Annotated in this window: 19 protein-coding genes; 4 read left to right on the plus strand and 15 right to left on the minus strand. The window is 28.8% G+C overall.

The window, feature by feature from the left end; translation table 11 throughout:
- Window positions 1–70: 70 nt before the first annotated feature.
- The gene (locus KQI18_RS04135) at window positions 71–1,426 is read right to left on the minus strand and encodes a peptide MFS transporter (RefSeq protein ID WP_216466417.1); all 1,356 of its coding nucleotides are present in this window, start codon (window positions 1,424–1,426) and stop codon (window positions 71–73) included.
- A gap of 1,270 nt (window positions 1,427–2,696) precedes the next feature.
- On the opposite strand from KQI18_RS04135, the gene KQI18_RS04140 reads away from it, so the two are divergent.
- Window positions 2,697–3,320 carry a lactate utilization protein gene (locus KQI18_RS04140; protein WP_216466418.1) on the plus strand — a complete coding sequence of 208 codons (624 nt, stop codon included), beginning with the start codon at window positions 2,697–2,699 and terminating at the stop codon, window positions 3,318–3,320.
- Between the two features lie 201 nt (window positions 3,321–3,521).
- Here the strand turns inward: KQI18_RS04140 and KQI18_RS04145 are convergent, their stop codons facing one another.
- Both KQI18_RS04145 and cdr read right to left on the minus strand, forming a co-directional pair.
- On the minus strand, window positions 3,522–3,884 hold the full coding sequence (locus KQI18_RS04145; protein ID WP_216466419.1) for a C-GCAxxG-C-C family (seleno)protein: 363 nt from the start codon (window positions 3,882–3,884) through the stop codon (window positions 3,522–3,524).
- 119 nt (window positions 3,885–4,003) lie between these two features.
- Window positions 4,004–6,484, minus strand: coding sequence for a CoA-disulfide reductase (gene cdr, locus KQI18_RS04150; RefSeq protein WP_216466420.1), 2,481 nt, complete (start codon window positions 6,482–6,484; stop codon window positions 4,004–4,006).
- Between the two features lie 323 nt (window positions 6,485–6,807).
- On the opposite strand from cdr, the gene KQI18_RS04155 reads away from it, so the two are divergent.
- Window positions 6,808–8,250, plus strand: coding sequence for an MDR family MFS transporter (locus KQI18_RS04155; protein ID WP_236887641.1), 1,443 nt, complete (start codon window positions 6,808–6,810; stop codon window positions 8,248–8,250).
- A gap of 105 nt (window positions 8,251–8,355) precedes the next feature.
- Here the strand turns inward: KQI18_RS04155 and KQI18_RS04160 are convergent, their stop codons facing one another.
- Both KQI18_RS04160 and KQI18_RS04165 read right to left on the minus strand, forming a co-directional pair.
- Complete coding sequence (locus KQI18_RS04160) at window positions 8,356–8,523, minus strand: hypothetical protein (RefSeq protein WP_216466421.1); 168 nt, start codon at window positions 8,521–8,523, stop codon at window positions 8,356–8,358.
- Window positions 8,523–8,672 (minus strand): hypothetical protein, encoded by a 150-nt coding sequence (locus KQI18_RS04165; protein WP_216466422.1) that lies wholly within the window; start codon window positions 8,670–8,672, stop codon window positions 8,523–8,525. Before KQI18_RS04165 ends, KQI18_RS04160 begins: the two co-directional genes overlap by 1 nt.
- A 210-nt stretch (window positions 8,673–8,882) precedes the next feature.
- Between KQI18_RS04165 and KQI18_RS04170 the strand changes: the two genes are divergently transcribed.
- On the plus strand, window positions 8,883–9,263 hold the full coding sequence (locus KQI18_RS04170) for a YxeA family protein (protein ID WP_216466423.1): 381 nt from the start codon (window positions 8,883–8,885) through the stop codon (window positions 9,261–9,263).
- 76 nt (window positions 9,264–9,339) lie between these two features.
- On the opposite strand, the gene KQI18_RS04175 is transcribed toward KQI18_RS04170, so the two are convergent.
- From KQI18_RS04175 to KQI18_RS04215, 9 genes are all read right to left on the minus strand, one after another.
- Window positions 9,340–10,392 (minus strand): cell wall-binding repeat-containing protein, encoded by a 1,053-nt coding sequence (locus KQI18_RS04175; RefSeq protein ID WP_216466424.1) that lies wholly within the window; start codon window positions 10,390–10,392, stop codon window positions 9,340–9,342.
- 293 nt (window positions 10,393–10,685) lie between these two features.
- Window positions 10,686–11,402 carry an amino acid ABC transporter ATP-binding protein gene (locus KQI18_RS04180; RefSeq protein ID WP_216466425.1) on the minus strand — a complete coding sequence of 239 codons (717 nt, stop codon included), beginning with the start codon at window positions 11,400–11,402 and terminating at the stop codon, window positions 10,686–10,688.
- On the minus strand, window positions 11,390–12,055 hold the full coding sequence (locus tag KQI18_RS04185) for an amino acid ABC transporter permease (RefSeq protein ID WP_216466426.1): 666 nt from the start codon (window positions 12,053–12,055) through the stop codon (window positions 11,390–11,392). The genes KQI18_RS04180 and KQI18_RS04185 overlap by 13 nt, the downstream gene beginning before the upstream one ends.
- Window positions 12,056–12,883, minus strand: coding sequence for a transporter substrate-binding domain-containing protein (locus KQI18_RS04190; RefSeq protein ID WP_216466427.1), 828 nt, complete (start codon window positions 12,881–12,883; stop codon window positions 12,056–12,058).
- 36 nt (window positions 12,884–12,919) lie between these two features.
- A complete protein-coding gene (locus KQI18_RS04195) occupies window positions 12,920–13,459 on the minus strand; it encodes a CD3072 family TudS-related putative desulfidase (RefSeq protein ID WP_216466428.1) in 540 nt (179 codons plus the stop codon).
- Window positions 13,460–13,923: 464 nt separating this feature from the next.
- Window positions 13,924–14,073 carry an AgrD family cyclic lactone autoinducer peptide gene (locus KQI18_RS04200; protein ID WP_216466429.1) on the minus strand — a complete coding sequence of 50 codons (150 nt, stop codon included), beginning with the start codon at window positions 14,071–14,073 and terminating at the stop codon, window positions 13,924–13,926.
- On the minus strand, window positions 14,057–14,659 hold the full coding sequence (locus KQI18_RS04205; protein ID WP_216466430.1) for an accessory gene regulator B family protein: 603 nt from the start codon (window positions 14,657–14,659) through the stop codon (window positions 14,057–14,059). Before KQI18_RS04205 ends, KQI18_RS04200 begins: the two co-directional genes overlap by 17 nt.
- Before the next feature lie 24 nt (window positions 14,660–14,683).
- Entirely contained in the window at window positions 14,684–15,889 is a 1,206-nt protein-coding gene (locus KQI18_RS04210) for an ATP-binding protein (protein WP_216466431.1), read from the minus strand.
- 331 nt (window positions 15,890–16,220) lie between these two features.
- On the minus strand, window positions 16,221–17,579 hold the full coding sequence (locus KQI18_RS04215; protein ID WP_216466432.1) for a peptide MFS transporter: 1,359 nt from the start codon (window positions 17,577–17,579) through the stop codon (window positions 16,221–16,223).
- A 739-nt stretch (window positions 17,580–18,318) separates the two neighbouring features.
- Here KQI18_RS04215 and KQI18_RS04220 point away from each other — a divergent pair.
- Window positions 18,319–18,753, plus strand: coding sequence for a helix-turn-helix domain-containing protein (locus KQI18_RS04220; RefSeq protein ID WP_216466433.1), 435 nt, complete (start codon window positions 18,319–18,321; stop codon window positions 18,751–18,753).
- A 344-nt stretch (window positions 18,754–19,097) separates the two neighbouring features.
- On the opposite strand, the gene KQI18_RS04225 is transcribed toward KQI18_RS04220, so the two are convergent.
- A complete protein-coding gene (locus KQI18_RS04225; RefSeq protein ID WP_216466434.1) occupies window positions 19,098–19,595 on the minus strand; it encodes a CarD family transcriptional regulator in 498 nt (165 codons plus the stop codon).
- Window positions 19,596–19,740: the final 145 nt, after the last annotated feature.

Consider the following 19,740-nt stretch of genomic DNA (forward strand, 5'->3'; position numbering starts at 1 on the left):
TTTTATTGTTGAAATAAAATTTAAATATTCAGGTGAATATAATTGTATATAAAGACTTAACTAATTTTTCTTAGTTTTCTTCTTCAACAAGTTTGCTTAATGTCTTATCTGATACGAAAAGTATTGCAGCTGCAACAAATAGTATTACAGGTATTATAGTATATACTTTAATCATATCGAATTTTAGAGTGAAAGCATATATATATCCATATCCTTTACCAGCTAAGAAAGTAGCAAATGTCCAAACTCCCATAAGTACTCCTAAGTATTTTTTAGGTGCATACTTACTTACAAATGAGTTTCCAAGTGGTGAGAATAACATTTCTCCTATACTTAAAAGTATACCAAAGAATACTATCCAAATTATACTAGCTTTAGCTGTGTCTGGGGCACCTATTCCTCTAGTTAATTCTGCACCAACAAGCATTAGGAATGCAAGTCCTAAGAATATTAATCCAAGTCCTGTTTTCCTAAATAAACTTATATCTCCTTGTGGTCTACTAGCAAGTTTAGTCCAAACTACTGCTAGAACTGGTCCTAAAACTATACAAACAAGTGCATTTAATGAGTCAAACCATGCAAGTGGAACTTCAAATCCTCCAACAAACATGTCAACAAATGCTGCACCATAATCATAAACCGCTAAGTAAGTTAAGTACCAGAACAACCAGAATATTACAGAGAATACAGATACAAGTATAATTGCCCAAATTCTTTTTTTCTCCATACCTGAAAGTGGAGCACTTGAAGAAGCGTCTTCTGTCTTTTCAGAAACTATTCCTTCTTTAAATGGTCTTTTACCTGCATCACCTAAGAATCTCCATCCTATGATGAACCAAATTCCACCAATAACACATAAAAGAGCCGCTATAAAGAAACATTGAGAGAAACCAAGAACTCCATTTTCAACAAATGTCTTTGCATATAAAATACCAACTGCTGTAGTACCTATGAAAGATCCTATATTAACAAAAGAGTACTGTAATGAGAACGCCGAATCAAGTTGATCTTGATCATCGAATAACTGACCATTTACAGCTGATACATTTCCCTTAAAGAATGCTGTTCCTATAGAAACAAGAATTATCATTATATTAACCATTGAAACTGAAGTAGCTATTGACCCAAAGTAATAACCAGCTCCCATGATAAACATACCTACTGGAATAGTGTATCTAGCACCTATCCATCTATCAGAGATATATCCCCCAATGATTGGAGCAAGATATGTGAATGCAACAAGATTTGCTTGCATTATCGCTGCTTGTCCTTGATCTATTCCTAGTCCACCTGTAGCTATAGAAGCAGTAAGGAATATATAGATAAGGAATTTAGCAGAATAGTAAGCTGCTCTTTCGAATGAAAACGTTGTTGCACAGAAATAAAACCCTATTGGATATTTCTTTTTAACTGTTTGTGTGCTCATAAGTAATGTCCTTTCTAAAATTGAAATTAAAATTTTATTATATTTTTTTAATCCTTAGCTAATTTAATATTAGCTATTTTAGCAAACCAACTTAAAATAACGTAAAATAATTGCATATAACTTGAATCATATTATTAAATAATTTTTACAAAAATAAATTAAATAGACTCAGGTTTGATAACTATACAAATTGATTTGCTATTATATAGTTGATTGTGCATTTAACTTCGCATCTTACTACTAATATTAACGAAACTTAATTTCATACTTAAAATATTGAACTTAAAGAGCCAAATCGTATGAAATAGCAACGTTTTCCTATTAAAATTTTATAAAATATATCCTACTATTTGTATGTAAGTATACTTTATAATATCAGCAAAAACTCAGTTACTGTAAGTTTAAGTCTATCTTTCCAGATCGTATCCACCAAGTCTTCATAATTACAACTCTTATGTTTTTGCTTAAATTTACGAAGTTTAAATTAATGAGAATTACTTGATACTCATATGCAAGTATTCCATTTTTCAGAAAGTTTAAAATAGGAGCTATTATTCATTTAAAACGTTGTAAATAGCAAAATTTTAATCTTTCCTTGATTTTTTGAAAAATGTCTTTCACCATCAAAAAATCTTTTCATGAATTTACAATAAACGATATCTTTTATTAATATAGACTTAAAACATCATCTATGTAAATCTCAATTTAAAAGCTTTTACTTTCTAGTGATTCCTTAAAATATCTACTTTATTTTAACCAACTCGCAATAGATCAAATCGTTGTGATATCTAGATCTAATAGCTTTTGAGGTTCAAATATTTTTAATAAATATTTTTCTTTATCACCCTAATATTTATTCCAACATTGTAAATGATACCACAATGTAAATTTTTATACAATATAAAAACGAAAAATGTAATAATTATTCGACAATAATATTATTTTATACTTTATTGCATTATTTCGACTATATATACTGAAACAAAAAAGAGATGTAATAAATTTACATCTCTTCCTTTATCAAGTAAAATTTTTAAAAATAATAGATACTATCATCAATGTTTAACTATTAAATTCATTAATATATAGTATTATCTATCACTAATATTTGTAAAATATAATAAGGGGGGTAAATTATTATTAAATTAATTAGAAAAATAATCTCCCTACTTTAATTATAACATGTAACTAAAATTGAAAATAGACTGTTTCATACCAGAAATAACCTATATAATTATCTCAGATTACTATAAATATATGGAGGTATTATATGAACTATAAGAAAACTTATAATGCATTATTAGCAAATAAAGTTATTAGAGCTTTAGAAAACAGAAATATAGAAGGCTTCTACTTTAGTACAAAAGAGGATGCTTTAAAAAAGATACTTGAAATAATTCCTAATAACTCTGTGGTATCCTGTGGAGGCTCTAGAACACTTTACGAAATTGGCCTTCATGATGCTCTAAATAATGGTCAATATAATTTTCTAGATCCAAATTCTGTAAAATCAGCCTCAGAAAAGGAGATAATTGCTCATAAAGCTTTAGGTTCAGATTACTATCTGATGAGCTCTAATGCTATCTCTGCAACAGGAGAGCTGGTAAACATCGATGGTATTGGAAATAGAGTAGCATCACTAATGTTTGGGCCCAAATACGTAATAGTAGTAGCAGGAATTAATAAAGTTGAACAAAACTTAGACGCAGCTGTACTCCGTGCAAAAAGTTATGCTACTTATATGACATTATTATTATTTAATCAAGACTACTCTTCATATGAAGATCTAAATGAGGCTTCAAAACACGTAGGTAAACAATTTGTAATAACTAATGGTTCTACAGTAAAAGGTAGAATTAAAGTGATGCTTATTGATGAGAATCTTGGTTTCTAGGCTAGAATTAAAATATATAAAATATACATGCAATCAAAGCATACTTTAAATATAAACGGTTAATTGTAATTTAATTGTATTGTATTGATATATTGATATTTCTTTAGGTCTTATTTGATGGTTTTTATAAAAAAAGAACTGCCTCAATTTTAATTTGAGACAGCTCCTTTTTCTTATTTTTTAATTATTGTTCTGTTTTGGCTAATTACACAAAATTTCATTTAATGCATCATACGTAAAATTAATTATCTCATCACAACCAACTCTACTTCTTTTTAGGTCAGCACATATCTCTGTGTTGTATTTTTCCCTTACCTTATTCATTAATTCCCTAGAATATTTTCTTGCTTCATTTTGATCAAGTTTGTCATTTCTTCCTTTTAAATACCCTATAATAACAACACCTGCATTTACTGCTCCACATACGCTACCTACTGTCATTCCAACACCCATTCCGCTACCTATCGATACTGGAATGTCTGAGTTATGTTCTTCGTTGTAGGACTTTATTAACGCTTCAGCACAGGTATACCCTTGTTTATGATATTCCGACGGTTTTGTCATATATATTGCTCCTTCATTGTTTTAGATTAATTTAAATTATTGTATATTTTATATTGAGTAGTATGTTTATTTGATTATTCTGATTCTAAAAGTGACTTTTGACTTATCACATCATACTATTATATAAATAAATTAAGACCAGAATCTTCAGTCGCACCTAAATACGAAGCAACTCCGCCAATTTCAACTCCATCAATAAACTCTTCCTTTTTTATTCCCATAAGATCCATACTCATTGCACACGCAACTACTTTAACACCCATATTTATAGCATTTTTAATTAAGGTATCTAAATCATCAACATTGTTCTTCTTCATAATTTGATTTATCATCTTTGGACCCATTCCCCCCATGTTCATTTGAGAGAGTGGCAACTTCCCTGAATGAGAAGGTAGCATAAAATCAAACATTTTTTCCATAGTATCTTTCGAAACATTAGGTTTATCTTTTCTTTTTAGCACATTAAGTCCCCAGAATGTGAAAAACATAGTAACTTCTTTTCCCATCGATGCTGCACCAGTAGCAATTATAAATGATGCTATAGCCTTATCTAGATCACCACTGAATACGACTAATGTAGCCCCATTTTTATCGCTCTGTTCGATACTACATGATTTACTGAGAATTGCATTTTTCCCTTTTCTTATATAAGCAACAAATGCTTTTTTGGATTTATCGAAATCAGATTTAATTAATGTATTCCCAGTTTTATCGCACCAAGCTTCGATATCCTTACCAAATCCAGGATCACTTGCTCTTACTTCCAAGATATCATATTCTTGCATCTTGTTCATTTCTTCAAATACTCTTCTTATTGGTCCAGGACATTGAAGTCCACATGCATCTAATGTCACATTCGTTTCTATATCATCTTTGTATATCATTTCATCACCTAATTTACTATTTGTCAAAGACTCTGGATGTTTTTCACCTTGCTTTTTTAAAGATTCAAGTCCTCTTTTAACAGCTAGGTATGTCTTTACTCCTCCGTCAATATTGGTACACTTAAGACCATTTTGTTCTAGTATTCTACATGCAATATAACCTCTTAAACCAACTTGGCAAGTTACATATACTTTTTTATCCCTTGGTATTTCATTTAATCTTTCTCTAAGCTCTCCTAATGGTATATTAATTGAATTTGGCATTGTACCTGAAATTAACTCAAATTCATCTCTTACATCTATAATTACTCCACCATTTTTCTGTATTTCATCTACTTCACTCCACTGTACAGTATCTAACATACCCTCTATAACATTACTTGCATAGTATCCTAACATATTTACTGGATCTTTTGCCGAATTATAAGGAGGTGCATAGCATACTTCTACATCAGGTAAATCGAAAACTGTAAGCCCACCTTTTATAGCTGTAGCTAAAATATCTATACGCTTTTCGACACCATCTATTCCAACTCCTTGAGCTCCAAATATCTGTCCTGTATTAGGATCAAAAGTCATCTTTATATAAATTGGAAAAGAACCTGGGTAATAACCAGCATGAGAATTCGGATGAATGTGAACTACTTTATATTCGATACCTAATCTTTTTAAGATTTTCTCATTATTACCTGTAGTAGCAACAGTATAGTCAAACACCTTAGCCACTGATGATCCTAATGTTCCTTTGTACCTTACATCTCTTCCGCAAATATTATCTGCCACCAATCTTCCTTGTCTGTTTGCTGGCCATGCTAGAGGTATCATTGTAGGTTTTTTATTTACAAAATCTATAACCTCTATAGCATCACCAATTGCGTATATATCCTTATCTGAAGTTTTCATGTGGTCATCAACTACTATAGCACCACGGTCATTTAATTTAAGTCCAGCATCTTTTGCTAACTTTGTTTCTGGCTTTACACCAATAGAAAGCATTATTAAATCTGTATCTATTTCTCTTCCACTTGTTAATACTACTTTTTTTCCTTTATTTTCAAATGAATTAACTCCATCACCTAATATTAACTGAACACCCTTGCTTACTAAATGCTCATGAATTACACTTACCATTTCTACATCTAACGGTGCCATAACTTGATCACTCGCTTCAACTAAAGTTACCTCTATACCCCTTTGATGCAAATTCTCAGCCATTTCTATACCTATAAATCCACCGCCTATTACAATAGCTCGATTTGGTCTATTACTATCAATATACGATTTTATCTTATCAGTGTTTGGTATATTTCTAAGTGTAAATAAATTATCGCATTCATTTATTCCAGGTATAGGAGGTTTTATAGGATTTGCTCCCGGAGAAAGCATTAAAGTGTCATAGCTTTCTTCGTATGTCTCACCTGTTTTATGATCTTTAACAAATACTATTTTTCTATCTCTATCTATACTTATAACCTCACTTAGATTTCTAATATCTAAGTTGAATTTAGAACTCATTGCTTCTACTGTTTGAACAATTAATTTGCTTCTATCATTTATTGTTTCACCTATATAATAAGGTAAACCACAGTTCGCAAAAGATATATATTCACCCTTTTCAAACATAATAATCTCTAAATTTTCATTAAGACGTCTTAGCCTTGCTGCAGCAGATGCTCCACCTGCTACACCTCCAACAATGATAACTTTTTTATTCATATATAAGCACTCTCCTAATCTTAAAATTAATATGATATAAATTTAACTTGTATAAATCTTATTTAAATCATAATTCATATGAATAAAAATTACTGTAACTTTATCACATATCCAGAAATTAGGTATAGCTATTTTATATAGACGACATATAGATAATTTATTTACTTTAGAAAACTTGAACATTAAAAAGATTTCATGTATTATAGTTGATAGGCAATTCGTACAGATAGTAATATTACTGATAAGAGAGGCGATTCCTACCTAGGTAGGAGTGGCTTCTTTTTTGCGTAGTTTTACTAAAAAAATAAAGGAGAGTGTTTTTTTTGAATAAAACAAACAAAGTCAACAATAAACTATTCCTTGCCATCTTTGCGACAGGAATTATGACATTTTGCGGTGTATTAATTGAAACCGCTATGAATGTTACATTTCCATCATTGATGGAGGAATTTAATATTTCAATATCAGATGTACAATGGGTCACTACAATATATTTACTTATTATTTCTATCATTGTCCCAATTTCGTCATTCTTTAATCAAAAGTTCAATAAGAAAAAACTATTTATAACATCAAATATTATTTTTATTGCTGGTGTAATTATTGACTGTATATCTCCAACTTTCTCTATTCTACTAGTTGGAAGATTATTACAAGGATTAGCGACTGGAATTGCACTTCCTCTAATGTTTAATATAATTTTAGAAGAAGCACCTCAGGAAAAAAGAGGTACTATGATGGGGTTTGGTGTACTGACAACAGCTATAGCACCCGCTATAGGACCAACTTTTGGTGGATGGCTAACTACGGAATTATCTTGGCGTTACATTTTTGTCTGCCTTATGCCTTTACTACTTTTATCTTTATTCATAGGTATCTATGCCATATCATCTAAAAAGGAAAATAAAACTACTGCTACGCTTGATTTTTTATCTGTATTTTACATTACACTTACATTTGGTGGATTACTATTTTTCTTTAGTCTTATAGGAGAAAATGGTATTTTATCATGGAAACCTTGGATATATTTAGGTTTAGGTATTCTAGGACTATTATTATTTATAAGACGCATGAAATTATCATATAAACCTTTAATTAATTTTAATGTCTTTAAAAATGTTGGATTTGATTTATTGTTAGTGAGTTTCTTAGTTTACCAATTTCTATTATTAGGACTATCATTTATTATTCCTAACTACCTCCAAATAGTACAGTTAAAATCTGCTTCAATATCAGGTATGTTTATGTTGCCTGGGGCAGTAATTGGTGCAATGCTTGCCCCTATTTCTGGAAGAATGCTTGATAAACTAGGTCCAAAGAAACCAATACTAATTGGTCTGATTCTTTCGACGTTTGCTTTAGGTATAATGACTTTATTAATTAAGACTAATATACTTATATTTATTATTATTTCTCACTGTTTATTTATGATTGGAGAAGGAATAGCTTATAGTAACTTAATGACTACTGCACTAAATCAATTGCCAGCATCTCTCGAAACTGATGGTAATGCTATCTTCAATACGCTACAACAGTTTTCAGGTGCTGTTGCGACTTCTATCATTGCAACTATTATTGCTTCATTCCAAAAAAATAGTACTACAAAAGACTATATTTTAGGTACAAAGATTGGTATACAAGTCGCTCTTATATTCTTACTAATCTTATTTGTTATTGGCCTTATCTGTTCAGTTAGATTTTTTATTAATCAACGTAAAATCACATATAATCATGACGAGTACGAATACGATGTAGTCAACGAATAATAATATTTATAAAAATAAAAAGACCTGAATTTCAATTCAGGTCTTTTTGATTATATAGTTATCACATCATTCAATAAATGATACAATAAATTAATTGTTTATAGACTAACAACTATCTTCTTTTATATATAATTCTAAAACACCAATATTATATAGACTTTCATCTATAAACTCTAATCCTTTTTCATTTAAATAAACATAGAGGTTGTTTAATTCGAACTTCTCTTGTATAAACTCTAGATCATCAATTAGTTGTTCTATTGTCATTTTCATTATTGATCATCCTCTAGTTCACTTTCAAAGAAGTTTTGTAAATCTCCAATATTTTTAAGTGCTTCATCTAAATTATGTTCAATTGTTATAAAATGCTCTATGTCATCTATGATGTTTAGCACATCTTTTATATCTTCTTTACTAACCAAAATTAACACTCTCCTTTTTAATAGTGTTGATTTTAATCTAAATATTATAATAGTATCTTTTACAAATTAAACTATAAAATGGGTATTTAAATTTTTGAAACGATAACCCGTCTTTATTCAAAAAAGTTTTAAAAATTTTAAAGGTATAAATAACAATATTGTTACTGTCATTAAAAATTTATTAGTGCTAAAATAACATTGGTGATGAAAGTGAAAAAAATAAAAAGAATGAATAAAAAAGTGTCAATAGCACTGTTTATTATATTAATTTTCTGTTTTGGATTTAAACTATACAGAAATAAGTATTGTGGGGATGTTTACTACACAAAGATCCAAGTTATACCAGATAAAAGAACTGAGGAAGTCTCACGTGGTAATTATAAATGCTGTTATGATTATGTAAAAAACGTATATAGCGAAACCAAGGAAATAAAAACTGTCTATTTTAAAGAACATAGTGATTATCCATTAAAATTAGGTACATATCTAAAGCTAGAAGTAAACAAAGAAAATAAAGTGATCTCTTTGAAAGAGGTAGATAAAGACGATATTCCTCAAAAGGTATTGAAACAAATGGGATCAGAAAATTAAGCATAAAAAATGGGACTCAATAATTTGAGCCCCACTTTTTATTTTTAGTACATATTACTAAATTGTAACTTTCTATTTATTTTCCTATTGTTTTATCTAGTTGTGATAGTCTTTGAGATATCTTTACAGCTGTTTCAAATCTATCAACCCCAGCAACTCTTTCCTTATTATCTACTCCTAAGTTCTCTTCAATACTCTTAGATACAGACTTATATCCTCCACCTATTAGTATGTTCTTTATTGACCAATCACTAATTTTTCTTTCAGTTCTCTCTGAAAGATCGTTTGGAGTTGTTAGCATTATTGGCGCTTTAAATTTAGATGCTAAACTGTTAATTGTTATACCATCAGGGAAGTCAGTACCATCTACCAAGATCAAATCATCGTGATTTCCAGTTAACTCTCTAACTTTTTCTCCAACTAATTCTGCTGTCTCATATCTGTCAGCTCCACCTATTCTACTTACATTTGATACTTCAAGATTATCTTCTATATCTTTAGATACAGAGTCATAACTTCCACCAATCGTTGTATTATTAATATTCCACTCTTTCAATGTATCTTTTGTTGATGCTACTAATTGATTCGGTTGAGTTAATAAGATCGGTGCTCTCTTTCCAGATGCTAAAGCAGAAATTGTGATTACATCTGGGAAATTTGTCCCATCTACTAATACTGCTTCTTCTAGATTTCCAGACAACGCTCTTACTTCGTCGCCTATTTTAACAGCAGTTTCGTATCTATCTTCACCTGCTATTCTTCTAACATTGAAGGCTTTGCTAAGCTTATTTTCAACATTTTCTGAAACTGAATCAACTCCACCAGATATTATAACTTCTCCAACTTTTAATCTCTTTATCTCATTCATAGTTTTTTGATCAACATAATCTTGAGATGTTAAAAGTATCGAACAATTTTTTTCATTTGCTAATACTGTAGCAGTTAAAATATCTGTATACTTTTCTCCACTAGCTAAAATAACTGTCGATTTTTTACAGTTGTTTTTCACTATTTTTTTATTTGTGCTTAAATTTCCAATTTCTGCAGCATTAACTGTATTTGTCATAAGTAATCCACTTATAACTACTGAACCTGCCATTAAAACTGATATGTACTTTTTAATATTCATTTAAACTTTTCTCCTCCTTGATTGATAAAAAAATTACTCAACAGATACTATTATGAAATTATTAACACCTGTTATATAATTATTTTTATATTTTCATTTAAATTTATACTAACATAAATACATTCTATTTTTCACTGTTAATATATGCTAACATTGTTATGTTTTGTTTTAATGTGTTATATCTACTAAAAATATTTGTATATAACAATTTACACTTACATGTGTGTACTTTTTTTATACTATATGTATTTAACTTATTTGCCAAAATAAAAAAGTCAGCATACACCGACTTTTTATTTATAAACTTCTAAAAACTTCTGAAGTTTTTCATTATTAGTATTTAAAAACGACTCTTTATTTCCGTCAAATTCAATCTTCCCTTTATCCAGGAATACAATCCTTGTTGATACTTCAATCGCCATTTTAATATGATGTGTAACAATAATCATAGTGTAGCCATCATTAGCTAAATCTTTAATTGTTTGAAAAACCTCATGTGATAACTGAGGATCTAGTGAAGAAGTGGGTTCATCAAACAAAATAATCTCTGGATCCATAGACAATGCTCTTGCTATAGCAAGTCTTTGTTTCTGTCCACCGGATAGTTGGCTTGGATAAACATCTGCTTTATCAATTAACTTGACTTTTTTCAATAACCCTGAAGCTATTTCTTCAGAATCTTCCTTTGGTACCCTTCTAATATGCCTTAATGGCTTTATAATGTTATCTAATACAGTATAGTGCGGAAATAGATTAAAATTTTGAAAAACCATACCTACTCTTCCTGCCACTCCTCTATAATCCCTGACTTCTTCTCCATCAAGATAAATATTTCCCTCTTGAATTTGCTCTAATCCATTGATGCATCTAACTAGTGTACTTTTACCAGAGCCACTCGCTCCAATTAGTGAGATTACTTCTCCTTTGTTTATATCTAGTGAAACACCTTTTAATACTTCTAAATCTTTATAGCTCTTAAATATATTCTTGATAGATATTATAGGCTCCATTTAGAACTTCTCCTTTCTATTGCTCTGGACAAAATTGATATTGTATATGTCATAACAAAATAGAATACAGCAATAGTTAAGTATACTTCAAAAGGTCTAAGAGTTCTTGAATATATTTGATTTCCAACTCTTGTAATTTCCGCTATTGATATTACAGATACTAAAGATGTTTCCTTAATTATACTTGCAAAAGAATTCATAAGTGACGGTAATGCGATTCTAAGAGCTTGCGGTAATATTATATTTATGTACATAGAAAATTTTGAGTATCCTAATACATAAGATGCCTCATATTGACCTTTATCAATAGACAAAATTGATCCTCTTATTACCTCAGACATATACGCAGTAGCATTTAGTGACAATCCAATGATTGCAGCTGTCATGGGCTGAAAATTTAAACCAAATGCTGGCAGGCCGTAATATATCAAAAATAGCTGAACTAATAAAGGGGTACCTCTAAATATTTCAACATACGATGATAATACAAAATTTACTATTTTAGGAAGTTCATAAGTTCTCAAAAATCCTATTAATACCGATAGTATTGCGCTAATAATAAAAATAATTACTCCTAATTGTAGAGTTATCTTAGATGCCTCAAAGAACTGATGTAAATATGGTAATAGAAACTCAAAATTTAAATTATACATTTATTTTATTTCCAACCATTTCTTAACACAGTCATCATAAGTACCTTTATCTTTAACAGCTTTCATAGCCTCATTTACTTTTTTTGTCAATTCATCAGCACCACCATTCATAACTACAACAAGATCACATACTTGAACTGGATCATTAACTATTTTAAAATCTTTGTTCCCATTTAATTGAGATACTGCGTATGCATAACCTACTATAACTGCATCAACTCTATCATTTTGTAAATCTAATATCGCTTCTGGAGTCCTATTAAACTTTCTTATTTCTTTAACCTTGATTCCTTTTTTGGCTAGCTCTTCTGCTGCAACATCACTACTAGTTGACGCTTGAACTCCTATAGTTTTACCTTCTAAATCTTCCTTACTAGTAATGTCTGTATTTTTACTGTTTACTACTATGATATCGCTTAACTTATAATATGGATCGCTCATGCTTACATTATCAGATGCCTGCGTTGCCTCTTGTGGAGACATTGCAGATATTATCATGTCGTGATCTCCCTTTTGCAGTCCTGCTACTAACCCCTCCCATGGAGTATCTTTAAAAGTTACCTTTAGATCTAACTCTTCAGATAATGCCTTTGCAAAATCAACATTAAAGCCTTCAACATCTCCTTTTTTGTCTCTCATTGCAAATGGTGGGTACTCTGGACACATTGCAACAACCATTTCACCCTTTTTTTGTACATCAGACCAAGAAGTATCCGCTTTTTCTGGCTTTGAACTATCCTCTATATCTCCATTAGAACTACATCCTACTGCTCCTACACATAAAATAATTGTAACGATAAATAAAAACGTTTTCCTGATATTGTTCATAAAATCCTCCTCTTAAAATGTAATAATTATTTCTCTTTAAATATTAGTACAAAATACTTTTCTTAACTTTTTAATGCTTTCTTCTGGACATTCTTCGTTTAATCCTACAAAGGTTAAGTCTAATCCAAAATTTTTTGCTCGATTCTTTATTGCTTTCATTAACATTCCAGATCCCTTTTGAGTTCTGAAATTGTCAAAGGTTATATTCTCACCTCCACAATTCCCTGTACAAGTAAGATCTACACCACATGTTGGACTTCCATCTATACCTATTACATACTTTATTTCATATCCATTTTTAGTATAGTTTCTTACCATATTGACTATATTAATGGCAATTTTATCACAGTGTTCCTCATAGAATGGATTGTCGTATTGGTCAATTGATTGTCCCCATCGTTTAATTCCCATACAAGTTAGCTCTGGACATTCCATTTGTATGATCCCAAAATCACTATCAAGCAAATAGTCAACAATATTTCTTACACATGCAGTAGAAGTTGCTAGACCTTCAACTTTTGAATTAACATTTAATAAACAGTGAGATACCAATACCATTTTTTTTGACCTTTTCACACGAACTCTCTCCTTTTCATACATATTTTTACAAATTCATCTATATTATACAATAGATAATAGATTATTTATTATTCTAATTTTCTATAATTACAATGGTAAGTAATGTAAATTTCTATTCATAATTACTAAATATATTTTAAAGTTATCCACATATTCTCCTATTATTGTTATTAAGTCAATTCATTAGAACGATTATTTGCAGCCACTTATAGAATTAAACTTAGTCTCATATGTATATTCTTCTATTGTTAAAACAAAAAACACATTGATGAAAGTATCAATGTGTTTTTAAATCCCCTTAATTTTTTCTTTTCTATATAGGCATTAATTGATATGAATACTAATTGATTAAGTAAAAAAGTCAGCATACGCTGACTTTTTAATAATAAACTTCAAAATCTTTAAAAGATAGATAGCCTCTTTTGAAATTGTAAAACAAAATAGCTTTTATTACATATTTATTAATAATTTTTTTTAAACTTTTCGATACCTTTTGGGACCTTTGCCTGATGCGATATAACAGTACAAGTAGTATTAGCTGACACTTTTAATGTGTTAATTGCTAAATTACATACTTTCTCTAACAAAACTGGTTTAAGATTCTTTTCCATAAACTTTGCTCACCCCTTCCTTTATAATACCTAATATTAACATTATAAAAATCCATACAATAACAGATGATAAATACATTCCATACTCATATGTTATTGATAAATTAATACCTATAAAAGAAATTACTAATAGAATAGTACTTAAATACTTAACGATTTTTTTATATTTTTTCTTTTCTTCAATGCTTAGTGGATTATTTCTATGTTCTTGAGGGACCAAAAATGGTATTACTATGTAACTTATAAATGCCATCACCACTATAGGCGTAGTTAGCTCTAAGCTGATTAATTTATCTATTACAAGTATATTAACTATATATATTGACAAGAAAACCAACAGACATCTTGTATAATTTTCAGCATGAAAGCCACCTGCAAACTGTCTTATAGGACAATAGAATACTAAAAATAGCAATGTTTCAGTAAACCTATTAAATAGAGCCCCTATAATTAATATAATTATTATATTTCCTATAGTAGATATTAAAACCTCAAAAGCATATGAAAAAAGTTCATAATCATTATTTTCAATTTTTTCATTATCGACTAAATATGTTGTCATTTTATTTGCATAAGATTTTACCATTTAATCCCTCCAAATCGTTTATTTTCAAATATTAACCGTTTTATACTTTCTTGTTAAAGGTATTAGTATCGTTGTTGTGATTACGTTATCATTATAGTCAAGAACAATATCGCCATTATATTTATTCAAGGATTTTTTTATACTATCTAGATTTATACCAGGAGGACTATCTCTTTCAACAGTAATAATATTTTCATCATTAATTATTTCATATGATTTAGAGCTCTCACATTTTATTACATAGTATTTACATACTTTTTTTCCTGAAAGTTTAATATTTCTTTGAGCAGCTTTTACTTTTATATTTTCACATTCTTCTATAGAATTATCCAATAAATTTGAAAATATATTGCATATATCCATTGTTTCGATAAAATCACATTTAGAGAAATCAATAGTTGCATTAAAATCAATTTTGTTATCATCACAAATAAATTTCTTTTCACTCAATATTACATCTAATGCTAAATTATTTGTTTTATACAATGTTCTTAATTGTGTTCTTTGTAATTGTGAATAGTATTTAAAATCTAGTCTTTCCTTAATTTTAATTATACTGTTCTTCACTTTTGTATCATTATTCTTTATCAAATTTGATACAATTAGAATTAATGATAGATTTGAAAGTATCAATACTAATGAAGCTATAAAAGCCAATATTCGTTGCGATTGTGTTGATATTGAAAACAATAAACTGAGAATTAGTATAATACTAATTAAATTCACAAGAATTGGAATAATTATTTGTATATATTCTTTTTTACTTATTTCAACCCTTAGTTTAATTCCTCTAATTATAGGGATCAAAAATAATAATAATGATTTAGATAAAATTGTTATTTGTAAGTTTATTATATTATTTCCTATCATTAAACTACCATCTGTTACTTTATTTATTAAAATTACCAGAGAACCCGATATTGTGTCTACTCCTGCTAATAGTAGAAAATAAAACAGAGTTATAAATAGACATTTTAATACTGTTGTCTCATAGTTTAATTTATATATTGCAAAGCCCATAATCAAACCAATTATTAATTTCAAAACTGGTTTTAGTCCAATTGCAGTGAGTAAAATAAAAACACAAACAGGTACTAAAAAAATCAGGTTTAGAAATAATTTATTATTCTTTGAATGACTAGCCTCATCAAGAACATACTTGAATATATACCATTCAATTAGACCCGATGTTATTGTAATGAGTGACCAAAATAAGTTTGATTCTAACATAAGGTAACCTCCTCTTAATATTTAAAAACGATTGATTAAACATATTAAGATGCTAAATACTACAAAAATTAAATTCTGTAATATTTTATACTATATTTATATATATTCGATAAATTATTATGAAATCCTTCAATAACTCAGAAAAAAATTTCACGGACTTTGACAGTTCTAGAAGTTTATAGGTTATTTAATATTTTTTTGTTAAAATAAAAAACACATTGATAAAAGTATCAATGTGTTTTTATTTTATTTAAATATTAATATAAATCTCAAAATTTTATTTATATCTAATTTATAATAATAAATATATTAATTTACCTTCAAAATTGAATTAATCTTCTACAAGTCTATTTAATTTCTTATCCATAGCCCATAATATTACACCACATACAACAACTATTGCTCCAACTATAGCATATGCAGGTGCAAATGAGTATTTTGATAAGAATTCATATAAATAACCATAAGCATATCCAGCAATAAATATTGCAAATGGCCATACTCCCATCATTAAACCCAACACTTTTGCAGGTGAGAATTTACTGATGAATGAGTTTCCAAGTGGTGAGAATACCATTTCACCAAGTGACATTAATATACCAACAAGTACTATCCACATCAAGTTTGCTTGACCAGTTCCTCTTATTACTTCTGCAAATGCCATTACACCAAATGCAGCTCCAAGTAATAACATACCTAATGCAGTTTTTTTGAACATACTAAGGTCGCCTCTTTTAGATCTTGCAAGTTTAGCCCAAAGCGCAGCCAACAATGGTCCAAGTATTATACAGCAAAGCGCATTTAGAGAATCAAACCAAGCTGATGGTACTGTAAAATTACCAATAACCCAATTAGCTTTGTTTGCATAATCGAAGTCTGGTCCCCAGTGATATAATATTGGCATGTATGTTAAGTACCATACCACCCAGAATACTATAGAAAATATTGTAACAAGTATGATTGCCCAAACTCTTCCCCATTCTTTTTTAGTTAGTGGTTCATCATTAACTACTTCTTCTTTAACTTCAGAATTAACTCTAACCTCATCAACTTTAAATGGCTTTCTACCTACATCTCCGAATGAGGCTTTTCCTCCGATTATAAACCATATTGTATCTAAGAATAAAAGTAATGCACAGATTAGGAATGTTCCTCCGAATCCAATTGTAGAGTAAGCTATAAATGATACTGCAGTTGTTCCGATAAACGAACCTATATTAACAAAAGAATACTGTATAGTAAACGCTGAATCAAGAACTTCTTTATCATCGAAAAGTCTACCATTTATACCAGACACATTTCCTTTAAAGAAGCCTGTTCCTATTGATACGAGAGCTATCATCAAATACACTAACATTTTTGATGTTTGTAAAGATGCTTGCCAACCGCAAACATATCCAAGTGCCATAATTAATGTCCCTATAGGAACACACAACCTCGGACTTAACCATCTGTCTGCAATCAACCCTCCAAGAATAGGAGTCAAGTAAGTAAATGCTACTAAGAATGAAGTCATTTTCGCTCCATCAGCAGGCTCTAATCCCAGTCCACCTTTTGCCACTGCTGCAACTACAAATATTCCTATTAACCATTTTGAAGAATAGTATGCCATACGTTCAAGTGTGAAAGATAAAGCACAAACATAGAACCCAAAAGGATACTTCTTTTTACCTCTTACTGTGTTTTCCATATTTTCCCTCCATAAAAATATATTTTTTGCTATGTTTTAAACCAACCTTATTCTTCTAATAAAAATGAAGGAAGATTGGGTAATACATAAAAAATTATGGTATCTATTAATACAATTAGTACATTTTTGTTACACTAACAGATCTGTTTTATATATGTATTACTATAAATAAATTATGAATTGGCCAAATTCATTGTTTATAGCTAATTATAGAATCCTTTTGGATTCATATAATACTTTTATATAGGGTTAAATTTTATAGTGTCCTTTGGATGATAGAAGTGATTTTGAAAATTATGATATATTTCTGATTATATTGTCAATAATTATATTTTTACCCCCCACTGTGAAATTTATCAGAAAACGTTTATCATGTCAATATAAATACCGTATATAAAAAAATATTTATTTATATCTAAAATAATTTCATGAAAACGCTTTAAATAAGGCTCTAAAATAAAATTAAGCTTATGTAAATTGTATCACCATATAACCGATTTTGCAGTATTGTTATTTTATATAACTTATATAATATTATATGCTATGAATTTATTTGTTAGTAAAATAAATTCATTTTTTTAAAGCCTTAACTCCATAAAATATAGGCATAATTTGTGACAATAAATAATTATCACTATAAAAAAGAACTTTTAAAGTGCATTTAGAAACTACGGGTTTATTTAACAATAAAAAATTAATTGATATAATAAAAATATATAAAAGTAGAGGAGGTATAAATATGAAAACAAGCGTAAAAATTGCAAAAGCAAGAAGTGAAATTAATCTAACACAAGATCAATTAGCAGAGCTATTAGATGTTTCAAGACAAACTATATCAAAGTGGGAGTTAGACATATCACTTCCAGATACTTCGAAGTTAGTAAAACTCTCAAAGGTACTAAATCTAAGTATCGATTATTTACTTAATGAAGAAGAAAATAATTCTAAAATTAAAGCATCAATTACTCAAAGTGATTCAGGCTATGAAATAGATTGGGCACAGGTTTGCCCTATATTAACTCAATATGAAAAAGAAGTTAATTGTGAGCATTACTATAAAATTTTTAATACAATGCTAGATGAAGTAGAGAAAACATATAAATATTCATCAGAAGATTCGATCGTAGTTTTAAAAGATTTACTGTATAAAGCATACTTATCAAAAAACGCATAAAAAAACAAGTAGCTTTAACAAGAACTTGATTGTAAAGCTACTATTTTAAATTAGTTTTTTTAAATAATAGATATTAATCTATTATCCCTTATATTAATAATTCATTAATAGACCAGTCTTTTATTTTATTAACAGTTACTTAATTTAAATTATTTGGTTCAATAAGTATTGGTTTAAAATTTCTAAATGGGGCGAAACATATATGCTTTAGCTTATATTGGGATATATAGTCTTCTTTCAACAACAACAAAATAAAAAGATATTATCTTTTAGCCTATTTTTTAGTGAATTTATTATAGTGGAACGATTTGTAAATTCCATATCAACGATTATTTTTATATTAATTATTGTGGTATATGACTTGATATATATGAAGTAACCTCATTTGGAGGAATATCTAAAATAATTGCAAATTCTTCATGTAATAATCTTTCTGCTTCTTTCATAATTTTTTCGTCAACATTGTGTAATTTTTTACCTATAGATTGTATGTATTCCTTATTACAGCATATACTTCTTATTAATTTAATAAGTTCCTCACATTTACCGCTTTTAAGCATTGTGTTGAATTGCTTGTTTCTTATTTTTTCATCGTCAATCCATATGGTTTCCATATTAGGAATATCATTTATCAGTGAAGTAACATTAACTTTTGAGATTATCTTTCTCATTGGAATTTGCTTATTATCTACAGGGGTTTTTATTATTGTATTCTCAGAATAAATAGGACTTAATACATAATAATCTCTTTTTTCCCCATTTGCAAATTTCTCGTTTGTTATATCTATAACTTTACATACTCCTGTCATACCATACATTATATAATCATAAACCTTAAACATTAAAACCTCACCATCCTTCATCAAATAAAAAAGTAGTTTTGACAACTGGACTTACGTAATCAAAACTACTCGCTGTATATATCTATTGTACCATATTCTAATATTTAAATCTAAGTAAAATAACTATTTATATTTAATACACGTT

Source organism: Metaclostridioides mangenotii (genome assembly GCF_018917235.1).
Taxonomy (GTDB): domain Bacteria; phylum Bacillota; class Clostridia; order Peptostreptococcales; family Peptostreptococcaceae; genus Metaclostridioides.